This is a genomic window from Buchnera aphidicola str. APS (Acyrthosiphon pisum), assembly GCF_000009605.1.
GTDB classification, from domain to species: domain Bacteria; phylum Pseudomonadota; class Gammaproteobacteria; order Enterobacterales; family Enterobacteriaceae; genus Buchnera; species Buchnera aphidicola_I.
Map to the genome: position 1 here is coordinate 68420 of NC_002528.1, position 22400 is coordinate 90819.

The window sequence follows — 22400 nt, forward strand, 5'->3', positions numbered from 1 at the left end:
AAAAATCAATGATACAAAGTTATAATAACTGTCTGTCCAGCAGCAATAGTTCCTGATGATTTTTTTATTTTTTTAAAATTCTCTATGTTTGATATTACAACAGGAGTTAAAATAGACTCTGCTTTTTCTTTTATAAATTCTAAGTCTAGTATAATAATTTCATCTCCTATTTTTACTTTTTGATTATCTTTTGCTTTTTTTTTAAAACCTTCTCCTTTTAATTTTACGGTATCAATACCAAAATGTATAAATAATTCAACATTATCTTCTGAAATGATTGAAAAAGCATGCATAGTTTCAAATATTTTTCCAATCGTTCCATTTACTGGTGCGAGTATCCGATTACTTGAAGGTTTAATAGCTATTCCGTCTCCTACAATTTTTTTAGAAAAAACAGGATCTGGAACATCTTCTATATTTATTATATCTCCTGATAAAGGTGCAAAAATTTCTGTTTTTTTACTGTTAAAAAAATCAGAAAAGAAACTCATTTTTTTCTCCTAATAACTCTTACGTTATTTTTATAATATATTCTGCCTCTTAATGATTAACAAAATTTTCTACTAAATTAAGTATTTCTCTGTTAGTAGGTAGTGTCAATGCTTTTTGAGCTAATTTTTTAGCACTAGAAAAAGATGTTTTGCGAATGATCTCTTTAATTTTAGGGATGCTTATTGAACTCATACTAAATTCATCCAATCCCATCCCTAATAATAGAATAGTAGCTCGTTCATCGCCTGCAAGTTCTCCACACATACCAGTCCATTTTCCATGTGTATGCGAGACGTTTATAACTTGTTGAATTAGTTTTAAAACAGATGGATTCATAGGATTATAAAGATGTGAAATCAAATCGTTACCTCTATCAACAGCTAAAGTATATTGTGTTAAATCATTTGTTCCAATGCTAAAAAAATCTACTTCTTTAATTAAATATTCGGCTATTATAGCTGACGCTGGAGTTTCTATCATAATTCCAATTTTAATATTCTTATCAAATGGTATGTTATTATTTTTTAATTGTATTTGAAGTTTTCGAACCTCTGATTTTAAAATTCTAATTTCTTCTACGGATATTATCATAGGGAAGAGGATATATATTTTTCCAAAAGCAGACGCTCTAAGAATAGCATTTAATTGTGTATGTAATATTTCTTTTCGATCCATTGAAATACGTATAGCACGCCATCCAAGAAACGGGTTTTCTTCTTTTGGTAAATTCATATAAGGAAGATCTTTATCCCCTCCAATATCCATTGTTCTAATAATAACAGATTTATTTTTCATTAATTCTGCAATGGTTTTATATGCTTGGAATTGTTCGTTTTCATCAGGTAAACAGTTTCTGCCCATAAATAAAAATTCAGTTCGATATAGACCAATACATTCAGCGCCATTTTTTTTTGCTGATTTAATGTCTTCAACATTTCCAATATTAGAACCAATTTTAATAGCATGTCCGTCAGTAGTAATAGCTTGTAAATTCTTTAAATTTATTAACTGATTTTTTTTTGTGAGATATTTCTTTTTTATTACTTCTGTTTGATTAATTAATTTATGAGATGGATTTATGAGAATTTGATTATTTATAGAATCTAAAATGATAAAATCATTATTTTTTACTATCTTTGTAATGTTCCCGGTTCCTACTATTGCAGGAATTTCTAATGATCTTGCCATAATAGATGTATGTGATGTTCTACTTCCTAAATCAGTAATAAATCCTAAAATATATTTTAGATTAATTTGAGCAGTTTCAGAAGGAGTTAAGTCTTTTGCAATTAAAATTACTTCATTATTGATATTATTTAAATCAATAATGTTTAAATTAAGTATATTTTTTAATAAACGATTGCCAATATCTCTTACATCGATTGCTCTATTTTTTAAATATTCATCTTTCAATTTTTCCAGAGCTTTTGCTTGTCCTTCAATAATTAATTCAGTTGCTGCTGCAGCCGACATATTTTTTTCTTTTATTAAAGAAATAACTTCTTGTTCTAGCTCTTCATCTTCAAGAAGCATAATATGTCCTTCAAAAATACTTTCTTTTTTTTCTCCAAACTTTTCTTTTGTCTTAGTTTTTATTTCTGTGAGTTGTTGAATTGATTTTCTTCTTCCTTCAAAAAATCTTTCTATTTCTTTTGTAATATTTTTAATATTAATTATTTTCCGGTTAATAACAATTTCATCTTCTTTTAATAAAAGAGCTGTTCCAAAAGCTATACCCGGTGATGCTAAAATGCCTGAAATCATAACATTACCTTTAATAATAAAGTTTATCTATTCAGAGATGGAAATATGACGTGTCAGGCGAATCATTTTTCATAAAATAATTAGAAGTTTTTTTATTCAGCTCCTACGTATTTTGTAGAGAAATTTAACATTAATACTTAAGAACAATTTATTCTAATTCTGTCATTATTAGAGATAAATGTTCAATTGCCTTTTTTTCATCTTCTCCTTCAGCTGATAATGTAATAAGACTTCCTTGAATAAGGCCTAGTGTTTGAATTTTAAATAAACTTTTTGCATTTACTGATTTTCCGTTATAAATAATAGAAATTTCAGAAGTAAATTTTTTTGCTTCTTTTACAAACTGAGCAGCAGGTCGAGTATGCAAACCATGTGGAGCAGTAATTTTAACTTGGTTTTGAAACATTTTTTTTCCTTAGTAAGAGTTGATTAATCTAATATTGTAATAATTTTAAAAAAAATTTTTATTGTAACTATTAAAATACAAATTATCTAATAAAAACAAGGTTTTTTAGAGTTTTTATATTAAATAAATTCTATTTTTAATAGTTTTTTTATAGTTCAGAAAATAATTCTGTACTTAAATAACGTTCTCCTGAAGAAGGTAAAATAACAACTATTTTTTTGTCTGAAAATTTTTTTTGCTGTTGGATTTTTATTGCTGCATATAACGCAGCACCAGAAGAGATTCCTGCTAGTATACCTTCTTTTTTCATTAATTCTTTAGCCGTTAATATTGCTTCTTCACTAGAAACAGTAATAACTTGATCGATTATTGTTAAATCTAAGTTTTTGGGTATAAAACCAGGCCCAATTCCTTGAATTTTATGTGGTCCAGGCTCGATTGCTTTTCCTGCTAAAAATTGTGTGATTACAGGTGATTCAGAAGGTTCAACAGCTATACTGATTAAATTTTTTTTTCTTTTTATTTTTTTGATATATCTTGTGATACCAGTAATTGTGCCACCCGTTCCTACAGCAGAAATTAAAATATCTAAATTGCCATTAGTATCGTTCCATATTTCTGGTCCAGTAGTAATTTGATGAATTTCAGGATTAGCTGGATTCTCAAATTGTTTTAATAAAAAATATTTACTTGGATTGCGAGATATAATATCATTTGCCTTAGAAATAGCTCCCTTCATGCCATATCTTCCATCGGTTAAAATCAATTCTGCACCTAAAGATTTTAATATTTTTTTCCGCTCAATAGACATGGTTTCAGGCATAGTTAGAGTTAATCGATAATTTCTAGAAGCTGCAACATAAGCTAATGCTATTCCTGTATTACCACTAGTCGCCTCGATTAGTTTTACATTTTTATTTATATTATTATTTTTTTCGGCGTGCCATATCATATTAGCACCAATTCTACATTTAACACTAAAACTTGGATTTCTAGATTCTATTTTTACTAAAATATTTCCATTTCCAATTCTATTTAAACGAACTAGAGGTGTATTACCAATAGTTAAAGAATTATCTTGATATATTTTACTCATTTTTTTCCTTATTTTTAAATTTTTTCCTGTGACATAATAATTACATCATATTAAATTGAATATTATTCCAGTGTTATAGTTAAATATTTTTTATTATCTTTTCTAGTGGAACTTATTTTAAAATATTGTTTTTAATTGCAAATAAAAATTATATAATAAAAAATATCTTAAACTATCAATATTATTAATTTATAAAATTTAAAAAAAATTTTAAAACTTGTCTATTTTATACGATAATTATATATAATAAATTCATGACATCTACTAAAGATAAAATCGAAAAATTAAGGAAAATTCTTTTAAAGTATGAATATTTTTATCATACATTAAATCAATCAATTATTTCTGATGCAGAATATGATTACTTATTTCGTCAATTGTATGAATTAGAACTAAAAAATAAAGAACTTATTCCTTCAGACTCACCTACTCAAAAAGTAGGATCGCACATATTGCAGAAATTTAAAAAAATTAAACATTTTTCCCCTATGTTATCATTAGAAAATACCTTTGATGTTAATGGATATTTAAACTTTAAAAAAAGAATTAAAAAATCCATCCATAATAATGAGCCATTATCCTTTTGTTGTGAATTAAAATTAGATGGAGTAGCTATTAGTATAATTTATGAAGAAGGCATCTTTGTGCGAGCTGCAACTCGCGGTGATGGTTTTGAAGGAGAGAATATTACATCTAATGCTCGAATGATTGATTCCATCCCTTTAAAATTAAAAGGAATTGACATACCTAAAAGATTAGAAATTCGAGGTGAAGTATTTATGTTGAAATCGAATTTTATAAAATTAAATAAAAAATATAAATTAAATCAAAATAAATATTTCTCTAACCCTCGAAATGCAGCAGCGGGCTCATTGCGTCATATTGATCCAAATATTACAGCTGAAAGAAAATTAATATTTTCATGTCACGGATGTGATTTTTTTGTAAAAACTAACAAAGAGCTAACAACTCATTATCAACGATTAATGAAATGTTTATCTTGGGGGATACCAGTTAATAAAGAAATTGTTATTTGTTCAAGTGACATAGAGATTATCCAGTTTTATAAAAAAATTGCACAAAAAAGAAATTTTCTTGATTTTGATATAGATGGTATTGTTATTAAAGTTAATTCTTTAGAATTGCAAAAAAAAATAGGATCTACCACAAAATCACCGAGATGGGCTATAGCATTTAAATTTTCTCCTAAAGAAAGGATTACAACATTAAATGATGTGAAATTTCAAGTTGGTAGAACGGGCGTGATTACACCTGTAGCTTATTTTAATCCTGTCTATATATCTGGAGTTATGATTAGTAAGGCATCATTACACAATAAAAATGAAATAGAAAGATTAAACCTACATTTTAATGATACTATTACTATTTGTCGTTCCGGTGATGTTATACCAAGATTATTAAATGTTATTGAGATAAGACGTTGTGACAATGCAAAAAAAATTATTTTTCCTAGTTTTTGTCCGGTATGCAATACAGAATTATTAGAAAATATTGAGGAAAAATTAATTCGCTGTCATTCTGGATTAACATGTGATGCGCAAAAAAAACAAGCATTATATCATTTTTTTTCAAAAAAATCTTTATATGTAGTCGGTTTAGGACCGAAAATTATCAATGAATTAGTAGAAAAGGGATTAGTTAAGAATCCAATAGATTTTTTTTACCTTAAAGATATTGATTTAATTCAATTGAAAAATGTTGGAAAACGGAAAAGTATAAAAATTATTAATAGTATTAAAAAATGTAAAAAAACTACTCTGAAATGTTTTATTTATGCTTTAGGTATACCTGGTGTAGGAGAGGTGGTTGCGGGAAAAATAGCAAATTATTTTATAAAATTAGATAAATTGATGAATTCTAATATTTTAGAACTAAATTGTATTTCAGGAGTAGGAAAAATTATCTCAAATAATATATTTAATTATTTTTCTACAATTTCAAATCGTGAAATGGTGGTTAAATTAATAAAACAAGCCGGAATTTTTTTGAATGATCAAGAAATCCACAAAATAAATTCAGAAAAAACTTATTTTTTTAATAAAAAAATTGTTTTAACAGGGGTTTTTAAATCGTTTTCAAGAATAGAGTTAAAAACAATTTTATTAAGTTTAGGTGCAAAAATTTCAAATAATATTTCTAGAAAAACAGATTTTTTAATTTATGGCAATAATTTCGGTTCAAAATTTTTTAGAGCAAAAGATCTAGACGTCAAAATTATTAATCAAGAGGAGTTAAATTCTTTAATTCGTATTAAAGAGTAGTAGTATATTTTTTGGGTCGTGCAGGATTTGAACCTGCGACCAATTGATTAAAAGTCAACTGCTCTACCAACTGAGCTAACGACCCTTTTAAAGAGTTTTTCAATGATGTTTTATGGGTGATGACGGACTCGAACCGCCGACTTCCTCCGTGTAAAGGAGGAGCTCTACCAACTGAGCTAATCACCCTTTTCTACACCTATTTATATTGTAAAGATAGATGTGATAGAGTCAATCTTTTTTTAAAAAATAATATTTGTTTGGTGTAAATTTAATCATAATGATTAAATTATAATCTATTTTCTGAGGAATACATGAAAGTAAAAACTCGTTTTGCACCTAGTCCCACTGGAAACTTACATATTGGAAGCATTCGTACTGCTTTGTATTCTTGGTTGTTTGCAAGACATCATAATGGAAAGTTCGTATTGCGTATAGAAGATACGGATCTAGTACGTTCTGAATTAATTTCTATAGATTCTATTTTTAATGGATTAAAATGGTTGGGTCTCAATTGGGATGAAGGTCCTTATTTTCAAACTAAACGATTAGATAGATATAAAGAAGTTATTAATGTTATGTTAGAAAAAGAAGATGCATATATTTGCGTGTGCTCTTGTCAAGAATTAGAAGAAATACGAAAGAAACAAATTGAAAAAGGTAATAAACCACGCTATCCTGGTACATGTAGAAATTTAAATATCAAGAATATATCAAATCAAAATCATGTAATAAGGTTTAAAAATCCACTTTTTGGAAAAGTAAAATTTCAAGATAAAATTCGAGGAGAAATTGTTTTTGATAATGCTGAATTAGATGATCTTGTTATTCAACGTTCTAACGGTATGCCTACTTATAACTTTTGTGTCGTCGTCGACGATATGGATATGAAAATTACTCATGTTATTCGTGGAGAGGATCACATTAGTAATACACCCCGTCAAATCAATATTTTGAATTCTTTAAAAGTAAAAATACCTGTGTATGCACATTTATCAATGATTTTAGATGAGAAAGGTAATAAAATTTCTAAAAGAAAAAATGCTATAAATATAATTGAATACTATGAAAATGGATTTTTGCCAGAAGCATTATTAAATTATATCATACGATTAGGTTGGTCTTATGGCGACAAAGAGATATTTAACCTCTCAGAAATGAAAGAATTATTTAATTTAAAATCTATTACTAAATCTTCTAGTACAGTAAATTTTAAAAAACTTTTATGGATGAATAAATATTATATTAATAATTCACCATTAGATTATGTTTCTGACTGCCTTAAGAATTACATGGAAAAGAAAAATATTAATGTAGAAAAGGGTCCTGATTTAGAATTGTTAGTTAAATTATTTAGAAGTCGTCATCATACTTTAAAAGAAATAACAGAATCTTGTCGATATTTTTACGAAGAAATTAATTTTTTTAATCATACAGTCATAGAAAAATATTTTACAAGAAAAAATTGTTTTATTTTACAAACATGTTATAAGAAAATTGAAAAATTATCTATTTGGGACAACAAAAATATATCTAAAATAATCAATGACGTATCTGAATTAATCAAAGTTACAAAAAAAGAAATTAGTATGATATTACGTATCTCTATGACAGGAGATATCTGTTCGCCTAGTATAAGTACTGTCATACTTTTAATTGGAAAAGAAAAAGCTTTATTAAGAATCAATAACGTTGTTAATTATATTAAAAATTTATAAAAATAGTATTTTTCAATATCTTTATCTGAGACATATAAAAATTATTTATAAAAAATTTGACACATATGATTTTTAGTAAGATTATGTTTAAGTTTTTACAAAAAATACATTTAAAAAATTATTTATAAAAAATAAATTGACAGGATTCATGTGTTTTTATATTGTAATATTTTGGGGCTATAGCTCATTTGGTAGAGCGCTTGCATGGCATGCAAGATGTCAGCGGTTCGATTCCGCTTAGCTCCACGAAATTTATTCTTTTAGATTGAAAATTTTATAAAAAATATTTTTTAACGCTGTGCTAAATTTTTTTTTATTCAGCACAGTAACTTTTATAAATTATATTTGTTGACTCATAATTTCTTGATAAGCTGATACAATTTTATTTCTTATTTGTACTGCTAATTGCATAGAAATAGAAGATTTTTCTAAATTGATCATTACATCGTTTAGAGAAATTCCTGATTGATTTAATATGAATTTTTCAGAATCAATTTTTGCATGATTTTGATTTTTGCTTATTTCTCCTAGTGCTATTTTTATATAGTCTATAAAATTTTCACTGTCTTTTTTTTGTGCGTCTAACAAATTAAATTTTGTATTAATATTTTGATGATTGATATTTTCAATAAACATAATCTTCCTCTATAAAAAAAAATAATTTTTATATGTTTAAATTTTTCAAATACTATCATATCTTTATCAAGATAAAAATAATATCTTCATAAAAGATAAATATATAATATTAAAATTAAATAATATTTTTTATATATATATTCTTAATAAGCATTGAATTAAAATTAATTTAACAGGAAATTTTTTTATTTCATACTATTGGTGTATGTTGTAGTTTTCACTAAATTATAGTTAGAAATAATTATATTAGATAGGAAGATTTCATGAATTTCAGTACTATAGAAGAGTCCGTTTTAAAAGAGAAAAAAAAATTTAATAATTTTTTATCTGGTTTTTTAAAAAATTCTCGTTTTTTAATTATTTTATTAACAGCTGCAGCTATTACTGCTGTTTCTATTTCAGTATGGATTAAATCTCCTGAGTATCAAGTTTTGTATAATCACTTATCTAATGAAGATCGTGGATCTATTATTAACGAATTAAACGAAATGAAAATTCCTTATCAATTCACTGATTCTGATGGTCCAATATTAGTTCCAAAAGATAAAGTATATGAAATTCGATTGCGTTTAGCAGAAAATAATTTGCCTAGAGGCGGGAGTATTGGATTTGAATTATTAGATAAAGAAAAATTTGGAATTAGTCAATACAATGAACAAATAAATTATCATCGTGCTTTAGAAGGAGAATTAGCTCGAACTATAAAAAAAATTAATTCTGTAAAAAATGCCAGAATACATATAGCATTTTCTAAATCATCACTATTTTTACAGGATAAAAAGAAATCATCAGCTTCAATTATTTTAGAATTACAACCAGGAAGAAATCTAAATACAGGTCAAATTAATGCTATAATGCATTTAATTTCAAGTAGTATATCTGACCTTCCAGTGGAAAATATTACTATTGTAGATCAATCAGGTAAGTTATTAAATCAAACTTCTGTGGAATATGATCAGGTGAATGATTCACAATTTAAATATACTGAAGAGATTGAAACTCGCTATAGAAATAGAATAAAAAATATTTTAGAACCATTAGTGGGAATTGGGAATATTTACGCTCAAGTTACTGCTCAGATAGATTTTAATGCACAAGAAAAAACACAGGAAAAATATTCACCAAATAGTGATCATAAAAATCAATCAATAAGATCGCATCAAATAATTATTCACAACGAAATAGAAAAGAGCAATATTCAAGAAGAGACGCCTATTCCTTTATCTAACTCTAATAATCATGTTTATTTTAATAATAATATTAAAAATAGTAAAAATTTAAAAAATAATTATATTCCTGTTGATAGTAAAATTAATCGTGATAACACAGTAAATTATGAATTAAATCATAGTGTATCACATACAAAAATGAACATAGGAGAAATTAAAAGGTTATCAGCAGCAGTTATAGTGAACTTTTCTAAAGATAAAAATGGAAAATTTGTCCCTTTAAGCACACAAAAAATAAAAAATATTGAACATTTAATACGAGAAGCAATAGGATATTCGAAAGCTCGAGGAGATAGTGTTCATCTTGTTAATGCATCATTTGCTAAATATGATCAAAAAATACCAGTTCATATAAATCATATAAATACTTTTAGAAAATCAAATTTTTTATATAATTTTGCACCATGGTTTTGTTCTTTTGCACTTCTTTTTCTTTTATTAAAAAAGTACATATGTCCTTTTTCAAAAAATAATACGTTTCAAAATACAATACCTGTACAAGAAAAAAAAAGTATAGATACACGTAATATTATAGAAAAAAATACTTTTCAAGTAGATCTTCAAAATAATACTAATACAGATAAATTAATTCATAAAATTTGTAATATATCTAATCAGAATCCACGTACTATAGCGTTGATTATTCGTCAATGGATGAGTGATAAAATATGATTGTAAATGGTACTGAAAAAAGTGCGTTGTTATTAATGGCAATAGGTTCTGATCAAGCAGGGGAAATATTAAAACATTTAACTCCTTTTGAAGTGCAAGAACTAATTACCGCTATGGTAAATATTAAACGAGTTTCTGCTCAAAAATTAAATGAAATATTACTACAGTGTTATAACCTTGCAATAAAAAACAATGCATTTAACTGTAATAATAGTGATAAATATCTTATTAAGATGCTAACTAAAGCATTAGGAGAAAAAAAAGGCACGTCTCTTTTAAAAGAGGCTTTAGAAATTCGAAATGCTAGGATTTGCATTAAAGCTCTTAATTATATGAAAGCAAAACAAGTGGCTTTTTTATTAGATAAAGAGCATCCTCAAATTATTACTACAATACTCATATGTCTAAATAAAAATCAATCAGCTGAAGTTCTTTCGTTTCTTAGTGATAAAAAACGTGCTGAAATTATTTTAAGAATTGTAGATTTTCATGGTATTGAAGAGTCTAGTTTAGTGGAATTAACTCAGGTGATTAACAATTTATTAAAAAATAAAAAATTAATTTTATCAGAAAAAGGAGGGATAAAAACTGCCGCTCAAATTTTAAATTCGATGAAAATAAAGCATGAGAAAGAAATTATAGAAAATATTAGTAAATCTAACGAACAATTAGCAGATAAAATTATTAAAGAAATTTTTTTATTTGAAAATTTAGTAGATTTAGATGATAAATATATTAAAATTTTACTTGAAAATATCGAAAAAGAAAAACTACACATTGCGCTTCAAAATACTAGTCAAGCAATCAGAGAAAAGTTTTTTAAAAACATGTCTCATACAGAGTCTAACGAACTAACTTTAAATTTAGAAAAAAAATCTTATATTTCTGATATTTCTATAAAAAATGAACAAAAACTGATTTTAATAATGCTTAAAAGCATTGTAGAAAACGGAAGAATTTCATTAAAAAATTTAAGAGAATATTATGTCTAATTTAATCTTAGAAAAAAAATGGACGAAATGGTATCCGGAAAATATATCTTTTAAAAATACAAAAAAAATTAAAAAAATTTTATGTTCTTCTAATAATTTTAAAAAAGAAGATTTTTTTATAGATAAAAAAAATCAAAAAGATCTTACTTTTAGCAAAGAAACGTCAGAGATAAATTTAACACAAAAAAAAGCATATGAAACAGGTTTCCAAACAGGACTTCTAAAAGGCAAAGAGGAGAACACTTTGTTGAAAAATAAATTAAATGATTTATTTTTAAATTTTGAAAATTCTCTTGCTAAATTTGAAAATGAACTATGTTCTCAATTACTAAAAACAGTTTTAAAAATTTCATCTTATGTAATTGGGAAAAAAATTGATATAGATAAACAAATTTTATTAAATTACATAAAAAAAATAATTAATAAAGAGGGTGTTTTCTTAAAAAAACCACAGTTTATAATCCATCCTAAAAATAAAACACTAATAGAAGATATTTTTAAAAAATTTTTAAATAGTCACAAATGGACTATAGTTTGTGACGACGGTATAGACTTAAATGGTTGTAAAATTAAATCAGAAAGTGTGGATATAGATGCGACCGTAGATGCTAGATGGCAGCAATTATGTCGTCTTATTTATTTAGAGGAATATTAATGAATTTAAGATTTGCTCAATTTTTAAAAAATATTTCTTCTTTTGAAAGTAGAATTGAGAAGCTATCTGATATTATTAATTATGGTCGTCTTGTTAGTATTAATGGATTAATTTTAGAGGTGGTAGGATTGAACACATCTATTGGTTCAGAATGTTTAATTGAAAGAACAATAGATGGTAAAAATGCGAATATTAATGCTGAAGTGATAGGTTTTTCGGGAGAAAAAACTTTTTTATTATCTTTTGAAGACATTCATGGTATTTTTCCCGGAGCACGTGTTTTTTCAAAAATAGCTAGCAATAGCAATTTTTTTATAAAAAAATTGCCATTAGGTATGGAATTACTAGGTAGAGTGTTAGATGGACGAGGTCAACCATTAGATCAATTGCCTAAAATTGATCATAAGTATTATTCTACGATAAAAAATTATAGTATTAATCCATTGAATAGAACTCCAATTACTGAAGTATTAGATACTGGAATACGCGCTATTAATGGACTTTTAACTATTGGAAGAGGTCAAAAAATAGGGATTTTTTCCAGTTCTGGTATTGGTAAAAGCATTTTACTCGGAATGATAGCACGATATACACAAGCTGACATTATTGTTATTGCTTTAATAGGAGAACGAGGTCGAGAAGTAAAAGATTTTATAGAAAATATATTAGGTTTAGCAGGGTTATCACGTTCAGTAATTATCGCCGCTCCTGCAGATGTATCTCCTTTATTAAAAATAAAAGCAGCATCTTATGCTACTAATATTGCAGAATATTTTTATAAAAATAATAAACATGTATTGCTTATTATGGATTCATTGACTCGCTATGCTATGGCACAACGAGAAATTTCATTGTCTCTAGGAGAGCTACCTGTCTCTAAAGGTTATCCATCTTCTATATTTTCAAAAATTCCTAATTTAATAGAAAGAACGGGCATATTTAATAAAAACAAAGGATCTATTACTTCATTTTACACAGTTTTAACTGAAGGTGAAGATGAACAAGATCCAGTTTCACATCTTGCTCGTTCTGTATTAGATGGACATATTATGTTGTCGCGTTATTATGCTGATTTAGGCCATTATCCTGCTATTGATATTGAATCTTCTATTAGTCGTGTTATGCCTAACATTATTAATGCTAAACAATATTCTCAAGCTTTTTATTTTAAAAAACTAGTTGCGTCTTATCAAAGAAATCGAGATTTAATTAATATAGGGGCTTATGTGAGTGGCACTGATGTAATTTTAGATCATGCGATTAAAATTTGGCCAAAATTAGAAAAATTCTTACAGCAAGAAATCTCAGAAAAAAGTGATTATCTTTTTTCTTGTGAAGCATTAAATAAAATATTTATTTAATATTTAAAGAAACTGGATATGATATGTTAATGAAACATAAAACATTTTCTCTTTTGGAAAAGATAGAAAAAAAGAAAATAGAAAAAGAAACAATTAAGATTAAAAATATTTATTTGCATAAAAAAAAGCATATCAAACAATTAAAACTACTTAGTGGTTATCAACAAGAATATTTAAGAAAAATACATGATAAATTAATATTAGGTGTGTCGGTACATCAATGGCAAAACTATAATAGTTTTATTTCTGTATTAGAAGTAATTATTCAAGATAATATAAATACAATCAAAAAAGACGAGAAAATAATTCAAGAAAGTTTTAAAATATGGTCGAAAAATCAAATTCAAGGTAATATTTGGAAACATTTAAATATGATACATAAAAGGAAAATATTAAGAATAAAAAAAATAAAGGACGCAATTATCAATGATAGTCATATTCAATTAAAATTTTTTAAAAAGGTGTAGTCATTGTAATGATAGAAATAATTAGCAATATAACATCGCAAGATAACGTTTCGACTAATAAAAATAATAGTTTCTTTAATATTATTAATTCATCATATTTATTAAAATCTACTTTTAGTAGATTTAATCAATATTTTCTAAATAAAAAAATAGAATTTGATCATATTATTGCAGAAGAAAAAAAAGAGAACAAGGATAAAATTGTTATTTCCTCTCATTTTATAGTTAATTATTTATTAAATATTTTAAATCAAAAAAATACAGATTTTAATTCCAAAAACTTTAATAATTCTAAAAATGATCAAATAAAAAAAAAAAAAATAGATAACAACCAGGTTAATTTATAAAAAACGGGGCATTTTTTTAGAAACACAAAAAATACCACAGAAAAAAAATTTTTAAGAGAACTATTTAAACATAAAAATAATTTCAATAAAATTCATGAATCAAGTAATATTAAAAAAAAAAATGATTTCGACTTTAAAAATCTAAAAAATAAAACACTTCAAAAAAAAATAAATGTTTTTGACACCATTAAAAATCACATAAAAATTATAAATAACGAAGAAAAAATTATTTTGCCATTAAATATTAAAAAAAATAAAAAGATTGTATTTGATTCTAAAAATATCAATAAAATCAATCCCATGATCAGTAAAAGACATTCATGTAAAATTCTTTCTAATAAAAAGGAATTTATAAAATCATATATAGAACCATTTATGTCGAGCGACACAAAAAATTCTATTGAATGGAAAAAATTAATTAGTCATAAAATACTTTTATCAATTTCTAATAAGTACAATCAAGCTAAGATACATTTGAAACCGGAATCGCTAGGGTCTATATATGTATCAATTAGCATGAAAAATAATATTGCCACATTAAAATTTATTTCTGAACATAATGAAGTCAAAACATTTTTAGACAGTTATATGCCTTTTTTGTATAATTCATTAAAGAAAAATGGAATTAAATTAAAAGAATTTAAGATTTCTATTTCTTCAAAAAAAAACCAGTTAAAAAATTATAAAAACTTATTTTATAAAAATATTTATTACACAGATCATATCAAGAAAACATTAAATTGGAATGAAAAAAAAATAGACTATATAAAAGATAAAACAATTGATGTATATGTTTAATAAATAATATAAAATATTTATTCAAAAAATAATGATACTATTCGATATAAAAAATCAAGCGTGTTAGCTTGTCTTTTAATAACTTTTACCTGTGAGGCATGTAAAATGGGGGAAAGTAAGAATCTACATGATGAAATTAAAATATTAGAAAAGATTAATCGTCATTTTTCAGATGAATTTACAAAATTTTTTTCTAATTTCCTTAAAAATAGCGTGGAATTAGTTTCCTGTAGTATAAAAATAGGATCTTGCACTTCTAATAAAGAAATTATAACCAACCTAAGATGTCTTAATTTAATAGAAATATTACCTTATAAAAAAAAATCTTTTATAATTTTTCCCTATAATTTTTTGTCTAATATTATAGATATTTTATTTGGAGGCCAGGGTGATTTTAAAGATCATACTAAAAAAATAAGAGATATTACTTCTACTGAGTCTTTAGTTAATAAAAAAATAATGAAATTTATAACAAATGCTTTTTCTGAAATTTACAAGAAGTATTTTGTAAAAGAAATAAATTTTTTCAATACAAAAACATTTTTTGATTTTAAAAAATATAACTTTGATCTTAACAAATTATTTTTAATTAATTGTTTTAATTTTAAAATTAATAATACAGAAATTTTTTTTAATTTTTTAATTCCCAAATCAATACTAAAATATCAAAATGAGAAAAAATTTTTTTCTACATATGATAGTCATAAAAATACATGTATAGAAAAAAATATTGAGAATAAAGTATCTTTAAATGATATATACAATGTTGAAGTAAATATTATATCTAAAATAATTGGTATTTCTGTTTCGTATGATAAGATTTATAATTTATCAATAGGAGATGTTTTATCAATTAAAAAACCTAATAAAATTACAGGATTTATCCAAGATCAAGCTATATTTCTTGGTAATTATAAGAGGTTTAATGAACAGTCTATTATTTTTATAGAAGAGTTTATTGACTCTAGTTCAGAGTCTAATCAAGATAAGGAATACTCTAATGAGTAAGATACAGAAAAACTCTGATAATGACAAATTAATTGATTCTGAAAAAAAAATACCTACAGATCAAGATGTTGACAAAAATTTATTACCCCAAGAAAATTCAAAAAATAGTACATTAGATAATACTATTGATATAGTAGACAGCAAAAAAACAATACTTAATGTACCTGTTAATATTACTGTAGAATTAGGAACATCAAGAATAAAAATAAAAGATTTTCTTAAATTTTCAAAAGGAAGCATGTTAATTTTAAATGAATCAATTAAAGAACCATTAAATATTTTTATGAATGGTCATTTAATTGCATCTGGAGAAATTGTAGTTTTAGAAGAAAAATACGGAATACGTATTACTAATATAAAAAATTCCTTAAAAACTATAAATATTTCATCTTAAATAAAAATTTTATGAAAAATAATTTGTTTTTTCAATCAATATCAAATTCTCTTCATCCAATATTTAACAGTGAAAAATTTTTACAAATAATGAGTTCATTGTCTGAAATAATATTGCTAATATTAATTTTTAGTTGGATCTTAAAAAAGATTTCTTCTTTTAAAATTAACAAGATAATATCTCGTATGAAAATTATAGAAAGATTGTCTGTTGGATCTCAAGAATCTATTATTCTTGTAGAAGTTAAACAATTAAGATTATTATTAGGTGTGACAAAAAAAAATATTAGTCATTTGCATACGTTTCCGTCTAATTCAAAAGATGAACTAATTAAAGAAACAAATGATACTTTGTTGCAAAAAAATCTTTTTGATCGTTCTTTGAAAAATTTTTCTAAAACATCCTGGAAAAAAACAATGTTTTATAGAATTATTCCATTTGTATTTTTATTGTCACTTTGCCCTTCCGCGCATGCAGATATGCCTGGTTTAACAAGTCATATTTTAGATGATGGCAGTCAAACTTGGTCTGTACCAGTGCAAACATTAGTTTTTTTGACATCTCTGACTTTTCTTCCAGCATTTCTTTTGATGATGACCAGCTTTACAAGGATCGTGATTGTTTTTGGTCTATTACGAAATGCATTGGGAACTCCATATGCACCACCAAATCAAATATTACTTGGTTTAGCTCTTTTTTTAACTTTTTTCATAATGTCTCCTACATTTGAAAAAATCTATAAAGATGCTTATGTACCATTTAGTCAAGAAAAAATGAATATGGAAGACGCTATTTTAAAAGGTTCAATGCCATTAAAGAAATTCATGTTAAATCAAATACGTACACCTGATTTAGAATTGTTTTCAAAATTAGCCCATATTTCTTCTTATAAAAATAAAAATGATATACCAATGCGAATTTTATTGCCTTCATTTATTACAAGTGAATTAAAAACAGCTTTTCAAATTGGATTTACTATTTTTATACCTTTTTTAATTATTGATTTGGTTGTAGCTAGTGTATTAATGGCTCTTGGTATGATGATGGTACCACCTTCAACAATTTCCTTGCCTTTTAAATTAATGTTGTTTGTTCTAGTAGACGGATGGCAACTATTAATTACTTCATTAGCACATAGTTTTAATACATAATATTTTTATAAAATATTTTTTGTTTATTACAAATAATTTTAAATCAACTTTAAAAATGGAGATGTTTATTTATGACATCCGAATATGTAATGGAATTATTTTATAATGCTATGAAAGTTGCCTTGATTATTGCATCACCATTATTATTGGCAGCTTTAATTAGTGGTTTAATTATCAGTATATTACAAGCAGCTACACAAGTGAATGAACAAACTTTATCTTTTATACCTAAAATTATTTCTGTTTTAGGCGTAATATCAATACTTGGACCTTGGATGTTAGGTGTTATGCTGGATTATATGCATAATTTATTTAATAACATAATATTGATTATCAAATAATGTTAACATTTAACAGTTTACAATTGATAACTTTAATTAGTAATTTTTTTTGGCCTATGATAAGAGTTTTATCTTTTTTTTCTGTTGCACCTATTTTTAAGGAAAAACTGATAAATAGGAAGAGCAAAATTCTTTTGTCTGGTATGATTAGTTGGTTAGTATGGCCCTTTTTGCCTGAAGTTCATACAGTATTATTTTCATACTTTGGATTTTTATTGATTTTACAACAAATATTAATTGGTATTGTTTTGGGTTTTACTGCACAATTATTGTTTGCTACAATAAATTTATCCGGTGAAATAATAGGCTTACAAATGGGTCTATCATTTGCAACCTTTTTTAATAATAATAGTCAAATTGGCACCTCTATAATATCTCGTTTTTTGAATATTTTAGCTTTGTTTGTATTTATAACTCTTAATATGCATCTTTATTTAATTTCGATAGTAATTGATAGTTTTTATAGTATGCCTATTGATGGTTATTTTTTAAATGTAAATATTTTTTTTATTTTATTAAAATTTTCTAGTTCTATTTTTTTAAACGGTCTTTTATTAGTTTTACCAATTATGATTATTTTATTATCTATTAGTTTTGTAATGAGCTTATTAAATCGTTTATCTCCTCAGATATCTATTTTTTCCATTGGTTTTCCTTTAAATTTAATATTAGGGATGTTAATGTTATATTTTTTAATACCTGTTATGCTGCCTTTTTTAAAAAAAATTTTAGATGATTTGATATTTTTTATGAATAATAATCTTTTACATATATAGTTTTAATTTTTTCTATATAATTTAAAAATATACTTGTTTCATATGAATGTATATCTTATGAATTTTAATATTTAAAAAATTTCTACAAATAAAGTATAATTTTTTAAAAAAATTATACTTTAATTTTTAGTGTAAAAAAATAGATTATTTTTTTATTTAATTTTTCCTTCATTATATAAGATGTGTTTACGAATTACAGGATCATATTTTTTTAATTTTAATTTATCTGGTGTGTTTCTTTTATTTTTAGTCGTGGTGTAATAGTGTCCAGTTCCTGCAGAAGATATCATTTTTATTTTTTCACGAGATTTTTTAGCCATTGATTCACCTTTATTTTTTCATATTTATTTTTCTTATTACTGTTTCAATTCCTTTTTTATCAATATAACGCATACCATTGGTCGAAACATGTAACTTAATAAATCTTTTTTCATCAGCAATCCAAAATCGATGGTATTGAATGTTTATTAAAAATTTTCTTTTGGTGGCATTTAAAGCGTGAGAACGATTATTGCCAATCATTCTTTTTTTACCTGTGATCTGACATATACGTGACATGAGGTGTTCTCTCAAATTAATATTTGATATTATTTTAAATTAAAAAACATTATAATTTTTACTTTTTATAAAGTAGAGAACAATATTTTAACATATTATAAAAAACTATAATAGTTGTTTAATTTTTCACGTGTTTTATGAAGTGAATATAATATGTTATAAAATTAAAATGAGTTCTAATATAATAGAAATATATTATAAAAACATGCAAAAAAATAGTTTTCAAGTAGAAAAATATCGTCTTTTTTTTATTTTTAATATAAAATATATGATGTTAACTATTAGTTAATTTATTATAAATTAATTTTTATATTTATAATTTAATACTAAATCAGGACAATTTTTATGAGTATATATCGGAGATATATATCTAAATCTGTAATTTTTTTTTCTGTTTTCTTTGTTATATTTTTTTTATTTATAGAAAGCAGTGTTGGTTTTAAATATATTTTTAATTTTACGAATCGTATTTTTATAGGATTGAAAGCAGAAGAAATATCAGGAAATTGGCGTGATTTTACATTAAAAAATATTAAATATGATGTTTTTGGAATCTCCATAACAGCTAATAGTTTACATATAGTATTAGACACTAGATCTTTATTTAAAATGTCAACAATTTTCAAAAAGATTGAGACAAAAAATGTAATACTTTCATTAAAAAAAAATACCGCTTCTAATTTTTCACAAAACAGCCTACCCTCTAAGATTTCAAAAAACATTTTTTTTATAAAATATCCGATTATTTTAAAAAAAATACATGCAGATAAAATTCTTTTTACATCACCTAAAGTACGTGTATCTTTTTTAGATGTTTTAAGTGGCATAAAATTGGTTAGAAATAATATTATTTTTTCACCTACTTATATAAATACTATTCATGTATCGTCTGCAAAATTTAATTTTGAAAAAAAAAATATTTTAAATAAATCAACTATTATTAAAAATTTTAATAAAATTAAAAAAATATATAGTTTTTCGTATTTTTCTTCAAATCAAACAAAAAAAAATTTTCCATTAAATATTTATTTGAAGTCTTTAAAATGCAATAAAACACAATTTATAGATTATGAATATAAGAATCTATTGCAAGTAGAGTTACAAGCTAATATAGAAAATAATATTTTACAAATAAATAAAATGAAAGTAGATTCTTCCTTTTTAAAGATGAATTCTTATGGAAAAGTTATTTTTAATAATGATTATTCTATTTCATGTGTGATGAATAGTAAAACAGTAATACCAAGCTTGTATAATAAAAGTATAAATTTTCAACTTAAAGCCAATTTTAACGTAGATCATCAATTAATATTTAAATTAATCTCTAAAGATTTATATAATATGAAAATTAATGGTTTAGTATTTTTAAATTTTTCAGATTATCCATTTTTTATAAAATTACAGAGTCGTAATTTATCTTGTGTAATTAAAAAAAATTATATATTTAAATTAAAAAGTTTTGATGGTGTTTTAAAAGGATATATTAATAATTATTTTTTTTCTTTAAAAAATATTTTTACTTTACAAGATTTGCCTCCAATTTTCATTGATATTCAAGGGAGAGGTGATTTAAATAATATTTTTTTAAAAAAAATTAATTTTTTTCCGATCAAACAAAAAAAATTTTATAAAAAAGTAATTCATCCAGAAGATTATATAAAATACAATCAATATATATTAAAATTAATAGGACAAATTAACATCACAGGAAAATCTGATAGACATACACATTATGTACATATCCCTAAAATAGATTTATATGCTAATATAATGAAAAAAAAATTATCTATATTAGGCGCTTTATATTATAAAAATTTTAATTTTATAGAAACTCCTGGGATAAATTTACTTTTAGGAAAAAATAAACTGTATTTAAGAGGTTCATTAGGAAAAAAATATAATATTTATTCATCTATTTATGCGAATAATTTAGATTATTTTTTTCCTAAATTACAAGGTAGAATGCAAGCTAAAGTGAATTTTCTAGGAAATAATAAATTTCCTATTATATCTAGCAAAATTTTAGCTCGAGACTTAAATTGGAACAACATATATTTTAAGAATATTAAAGTACTTACGGGAATAAATATTAATAATACATTTTCAGGAAAAATGTTAATATATGCAAATAAAATTCATTTTTATAAATTTTATATTAATACTTTACATATTCAAACTTATTCGAATAATCATAAACAAAATTTTTCTTTTTTATTAAAAAGTAATCGATTACATATAAATTTAATAATAAATGGAGCTTTTAATAATAAGACAGGACATTGGCATGGTTTTTTTAAAAAAATAAATATTCGTACTTTTTGGGGGCAAGTTACTGCAAAAAAAAATAATTTTATTCATTATTATGATTCTCATAACAGTATCACTAATTTTTATCAAAAAAGTATCAAAAAAAGGAATTGTTTTTCATCTTTTTTATACAATGTAAAGATGTCTTTTTTTAATTTATTTAATAGATCCTTCATTAGTTTTGAAAGTAAATTATCTATTAATGCAAAATTAAAATTAATATTAGGAAAAATGATTTCTGATGGTGCAATTTTTTTAAAAGGCAATAATACGAAATTAGAAAAAAAAATTAATAAAAAAATTTTTATTCAAAATATAGATTTTTTTAAAATATCTATGAATTTAATAAAAAATGATTTTAAAAGTAAATGGATAATAAAAAAAAATAAAAAATTATCGAATAATAAAAATATTTTTGGGTATTTAAACATTATAGACATTTACAACAAAAAAAACATAAAAGGTGAATTTATCTTTTATAAATTTCCTTTTTCTTTTATAAATTTTTTTACTACAAATTTTAAAGAAGTTAGTGGTAAGTTTCAAAGTAAAATAAAATTATTTGGAACTTTATATCAGCCTAAAGTTTTGGCCGATGTACATTTTAAAAATATTTTTATTAGAAGTAACAACATATTAAAGTATATAACTTTATTTTTTCCTTATTTTTTAGGAAAAGTAGATAATATAAAGATTAATCAAGAAATAATGATGAATAAAGGAAATATATTATTTACATTAAAACCATTTTTCAAAAATAACTCTGCTGATATAGAATGGAATATTGCATTTAATAGCAAAAAAATATCAGTATTAATTTTTCCAAAAATAAAGGTAAAATTTTCTTCGAAATTAAATTTGCATTATTTATTTTCAAAATATGACTTAATTGGATATATAAAATTTTCCTTATTTTACTTTCAAATTAACGAAAAAAATTTTATTTTTTAATG

At 24.0% G+C, this 22400-nt stretch carries 22 protein-coding genes and 3 tRNA genes; 16 read left to right on the forward strand and 9 right to left on the reverse strand.

The features are described 5' to 3' along the window. Positions 1-5 precede the first annotated feature (5 nt). The 4 genes from crr to cysK all read right to left on the reverse strand — a co-directional run bounded on the left by crr (position 6) and on the right by cysK (position 3758). On the reverse strand, positions 6-491 hold the full coding sequence (gene crr / locus BU_RS00370) for a PTS glucose transporter subunit IIA (protein WP_010895921.1): 486 nt from the start codon (positions 489-491) through the stop codon (positions 6-8). A 49-nt stretch (positions 492-540) separates the two neighbouring features. After that, positions 541-2256, reverse strand: coding sequence for a phosphoenolpyruvate-protein phosphotransferase PtsI (gene ptsI, locus BU_RS00375; protein ID WP_010895922.1), 1716 nt, complete (start codon positions 2254-2256; stop codon positions 541-543). 148 nt (positions 2257-2404) lie between these two features. Continuing rightward, the gene (locus BU_RS00380; protein ID WP_009874022.1) at positions 2405-2662 is read right to left on the reverse strand and encodes an HPr family phosphocarrier protein; all 258 of its coding nucleotides are present in this window, start codon (positions 2660-2662) and stop codon (positions 2405-2407) included. A 148-nt stretch (positions 2663-2810) separates the two neighbouring features. Further along, positions 2811-3758 carry a cysteine synthase A gene (gene cysK, locus BU_RS00385; RefSeq protein WP_010895923.1) on the reverse strand — a complete coding sequence of 316 codons (948 nt, stop codon included), beginning with the start codon at positions 3756-3758 and terminating at the stop codon, positions 2811-2813. Between the two features lie 254 nt (positions 3759-4012). Here cysK and ligA point away from each other — a divergent pair, with 254 nt between their 5' ends. Continuing rightward, the gene (ligA, locus tag BU_RS00390; protein ID WP_010895924.1) at positions 4013-6040 is read left to right on the forward strand and encodes an NAD-dependent DNA ligase LigA; all 2028 of its coding nucleotides are present in this window, start codon (positions 4013-4015) and stop codon (positions 6038-6040) included. 12 nt (positions 6041-6052) lie between these two features. Here the strand turns inward: ligA and BU_RS00395 are convergent. Then, positions 6053-6125, reverse strand: a tRNA-Lys gene (locus BU_RS00395). Positions 6126-6153: 28 nt separating this feature from the next. Next, positions 6154-6226, reverse strand: a tRNA-Val gene (locus tag BU_RS00400). Positions 6227-6351: 125 nt separating this feature from the next. Here BU_RS00400 and gltX point away from each other — a divergent pair. After that, a complete protein-coding gene (gltX, locus tag BU_RS00405; RefSeq protein WP_010895925.1) occupies positions 6352-7755 on the forward strand; it encodes a glutamate--tRNA ligase in 1404 nt (467 codons plus the stop codon). A gap of 173 nt (positions 7756-7928) precedes the next feature. Continuing rightward, positions 7929-8001: transfer RNA gene (locus tag BU_RS00410), tRNA-Ala, on the forward strand. A gap of 93 nt (positions 8002-8094) precedes the next feature. Here BU_RS00410 and fliE read toward each other — a convergent pair. After that, the gene (gene fliE, locus BU_RS00415) at positions 8095-8391 is read right to left on the reverse strand and encodes a flagellar hook-basal body complex protein FliE (RefSeq protein WP_009874026.1); all 297 of its coding nucleotides are present in this window, start codon (positions 8389-8391) and stop codon (positions 8095-8097) included. A 263-nt stretch (positions 8392-8654) separates the two neighbouring features. Between fliE and fliF the strand changes: the two genes are divergently transcribed. The 12 genes from fliF to fliR all read left to right on the forward strand — a co-directional run bounded on the left by fliF (position 8655) and on the right by fliR (position 18582). Further along, the gene (gene fliF, locus BU_RS00420; RefSeq protein ID WP_010895926.1) at positions 8655-10292 is read left to right on the forward strand and encodes a flagellar basal-body MS-ring/collar protein FliF; all 1638 of its coding nucleotides are present in this window, start codon (positions 8655-8657) and stop codon (positions 10290-10292) included. After that, on the forward strand, positions 10289-11284 hold the full coding sequence (gene fliG, locus BU_RS00425) for a flagellar motor switch protein FliG (protein WP_010895927.1): 996 nt from the start codon (positions 10289-10291) through the stop codon (positions 11282-11284). Before fliF ends, fliG begins: the two co-directional genes overlap by 4 nt. Continuing rightward, a complete protein-coding gene (locus BU_RS00430) occupies positions 11277-11939 on the forward strand; it encodes a flagellar assembly protein FliH (protein WP_010895928.1) in 663 nt (220 codons plus the stop codon). The genes fliG and BU_RS00430 overlap by 8 nt, the downstream gene beginning before the upstream one ends. Beyond that, positions 11897-13300, forward strand: a complete 1404-nt coding sequence (locus tag BU_RS00435; protein ID WP_010895929.1) for a FliI/YscN family ATPase — start codon at positions 11897-11899, stop codon at positions 13298-13300. The genes BU_RS00430 and BU_RS00435 overlap by 43 nt, the downstream gene beginning before the upstream one ends. A 29-nt stretch (positions 13301-13329) precedes the next feature. After that, positions 13330-13767 carry a flagellar export protein FliJ gene (locus tag BU_RS00440; RefSeq protein ID WP_010895930.1) on the forward strand — a complete coding sequence of 146 codons (438 nt, stop codon included), beginning with the start codon at positions 13330-13332 and terminating at the stop codon, positions 13765-13767. Positions 13768-13775: 8 nt separating this feature from the next. Next, complete coding sequence (locus BU_RS00445; RefSeq protein WP_010895931.1) at positions 13776-14114, forward strand: hypothetical protein; 339 nt, start codon at positions 13776-13778, stop codon at positions 14112-14114. 231 nt (positions 14115-14345) lie between these two features. Then, positions 14346-14912 carry a flagellar hook-length control protein FliK gene (locus BU_RS00450; protein WP_231834385.1) on the forward strand — a complete coding sequence of 189 codons (567 nt, stop codon included), beginning with the start codon at positions 14346-14348 and terminating at the stop codon, positions 14910-14912. A gap of 105 nt (positions 14913-15017) precedes the next feature. Next, entirely contained in the window at positions 15018-15920 is a 903-nt protein-coding gene (locus BU_RS00455; RefSeq protein WP_164927324.1) for a FliM/FliN family flagellar motor switch protein, read from the forward strand. After that, positions 15913-16314 (forward strand): flagellar motor switch protein FliN, encoded by a 402-nt coding sequence (gene fliN, locus BU_RS00460; RefSeq protein WP_010895934.1) that lies wholly within the window; start codon positions 15913-15915, stop codon positions 16312-16314. The genes BU_RS00455 and fliN overlap by 8 nt, the downstream gene beginning before the upstream one ends. Before the next feature lie 89 nt (positions 16315-16403). Continuing rightward, entirely contained in the window at positions 16404-17465 is a 1062-nt protein-coding gene (gene fliP / locus BU_RS03185; RefSeq protein ID WP_407843038.1) for a flagellar type III secretion system pore protein FliP, read from the forward strand. A gap of 71 nt (positions 17466-17536) precedes the next feature. Next, positions 17537-17806, forward strand: a complete 270-nt coding sequence (fliQ, locus tag BU_RS00470) for a flagellar biosynthesis protein FliQ (protein ID WP_009874036.1) — start codon at positions 17537-17539, stop codon at positions 17804-17806. Beyond that, positions 17806-18582 carry a flagellar biosynthetic protein FliR gene (fliR, locus tag BU_RS00475; RefSeq protein WP_010895936.1) on the forward strand — a complete coding sequence of 259 codons (777 nt, stop codon included), beginning with the start codon at positions 17806-17808 and terminating at the stop codon, positions 18580-18582. Before fliQ ends, fliR begins: the two co-directional genes overlap by 1 nt. A gap of 152 nt (positions 18583-18734) precedes the next feature. On the opposite strand, the gene rpmG is transcribed toward fliR, so the two are convergent. Together rpmG and rpmB are read right to left on the reverse strand one after the other, a co-directional pair. Continuing rightward, positions 18735-18902, reverse strand: coding sequence for a 50S ribosomal protein L33 (rpmG, locus tag BU_RS00480; protein ID WP_010895937.1), 168 nt, complete (start codon positions 18900-18902; stop codon positions 18735-18737). A gap of 10 nt (positions 18903-18912) precedes the next feature. After that, positions 18913-19140 carry a 50S ribosomal protein L28 gene (gene rpmB, locus BU_RS00485; RefSeq protein WP_010895938.1) on the reverse strand — a complete coding sequence of 76 codons (228 nt, stop codon included), beginning with the start codon at positions 19138-19140 and terminating at the stop codon, positions 18913-18915. A 345-nt stretch (positions 19141-19485) separates the two neighbouring features. On the opposite strand from rpmB, the gene BU_RS00490 reads away from it, so the two are divergent. Further along, positions 19486-22398 (forward strand): translocation/assembly module TamB domain-containing protein, encoded by a 2913-nt coding sequence (locus tag BU_RS00490; RefSeq protein ID WP_010895939.1) that lies wholly within the window; start codon positions 19486-19488, stop codon positions 22396-22398. The last annotated feature ends 2 nt before the right edge of the window (positions 22399-22400 follow it).

Bases quoted from the DNA above. Each gene is read 5' to 3' on its own strand.
- crr (WP_010895921.1), bottom strand. From the start codon at position 491: ATGAGTTTCTTTTCTGATTTTTTTAACAGTAAAAAAACAGAAATTTTT.
- ptsI (WP_010895922.1), bottom strand. From the start codon at position 2,256: ATGATTTCAGGCATTTTAGCATCACCGGGTATAGCTTTTGGAACAGCT.
- BU_RS00380 (WP_009874022.1), bottom strand. From the start codon at position 2,662: ATGTTTCAAAACCAAGTTAAAATTACTGCTCCACATGGTTTGCATACT.
- cysK (WP_010895923.1), bottom strand. From the start codon at position 3,758: ATGAGTAAAATATATCAAGATAATTCTTTAACTATTGGTAATACACCT.
- ligA (WP_010895924.1), top strand. From the start codon at position 4,013: ATGACATCTACTAAAGATAAAATCGAAAAATTAAGGAAAATTCTTTTA.
- gltX (WP_010895925.1), top strand. From the start codon at position 6,352: ATGAAAGTAAAAACTCGTTTTGCACCTAGTCCCACTGGAAACTTACAT.
- fliE (WP_009874026.1), bottom strand. From the start codon at position 8,391: ATGTTTATTGAAAATATCAATCATCAAAATATTAATACAAAATTTAAT.
- fliF (WP_010895926.1), top strand. From the start codon at position 8,655: ATGAATTTCAGTACTATAGAAGAGTCCGTTTTAAAAGAGAAAAAAAAA.
- fliG (WP_010895927.1), top strand. From the start codon at position 10,289: ATGATTGTAAATGGTACTGAAAAAAGTGCGTTGTTATTAATGGCAATA.
- BU_RS00430 (WP_010895928.1), top strand. From the start codon at position 11,277: ATGTCTAATTTAATCTTAGAAAAAAAATGGACGAAATGGTATCCGGAA.
- BU_RS00435 (WP_010895929.1), top strand. From the start codon at position 11,897: ATGGCAGCAATTATGTCGTCTTATTTATTTAGAGGAATATTAATGAAT.
- BU_RS00440 (WP_010895930.1), top strand. From the start codon at position 13,330: ATGAAACATAAAACATTTTCTCTTTTGGAAAAGATAGAAAAAAAGAAA.
- BU_RS00445 (WP_010895931.1), top strand. From the start codon at position 13,776: ATGATAGAAATAATTAGCAATATAACATCGCAAGATAACGTTTCGACT.
- BU_RS00455 (WP_164927324.1), top strand. From the start codon at position 15,018: ATGGGGGAAAGTAAGAATCTACATGATGAAATTAAAATATTAGAAAAG.
- fliN (WP_010895934.1), top strand. From the start codon at position 15,913: ATGAGTAAGATACAGAAAAACTCTGATAATGACAAATTAATTGATTCT.
- fliP (WP_407843038.1), top strand. From the start codon at position 16,404: ATGAGTTCATTGTCTGAAATAATATTGCTAATATTAATTTTTAGTTGG.
- fliQ (WP_009874036.1), top strand. From the start codon at position 17,537: ATGACATCCGAATATGTAATGGAATTATTTTATAATGCTATGAAAGTT.
- fliR (WP_010895936.1), top strand. From the start codon at position 17,806: ATGTTAACATTTAACAGTTTACAATTGATAACTTTAATTAGTAATTTT.
- rpmG (WP_010895937.1), bottom strand. From the start codon at position 18,902: ATGGCTAAAAAATCTCGTGAAAAAATAAAAATGATATCTTCTGCAGGA.
- rpmB (WP_010895938.1), bottom strand. From the start codon at position 19,140: ATGTCACGTATATGTCAGATCACAGGTAAAAAAAGAATGATTGGCAAT.
- BU_RS00490 (WP_010895939.1), top strand. From the start codon at position 19,486: ATGAGTATATATCGGAGATATATATCTAAATCTGTAATTTTTTTTTCT.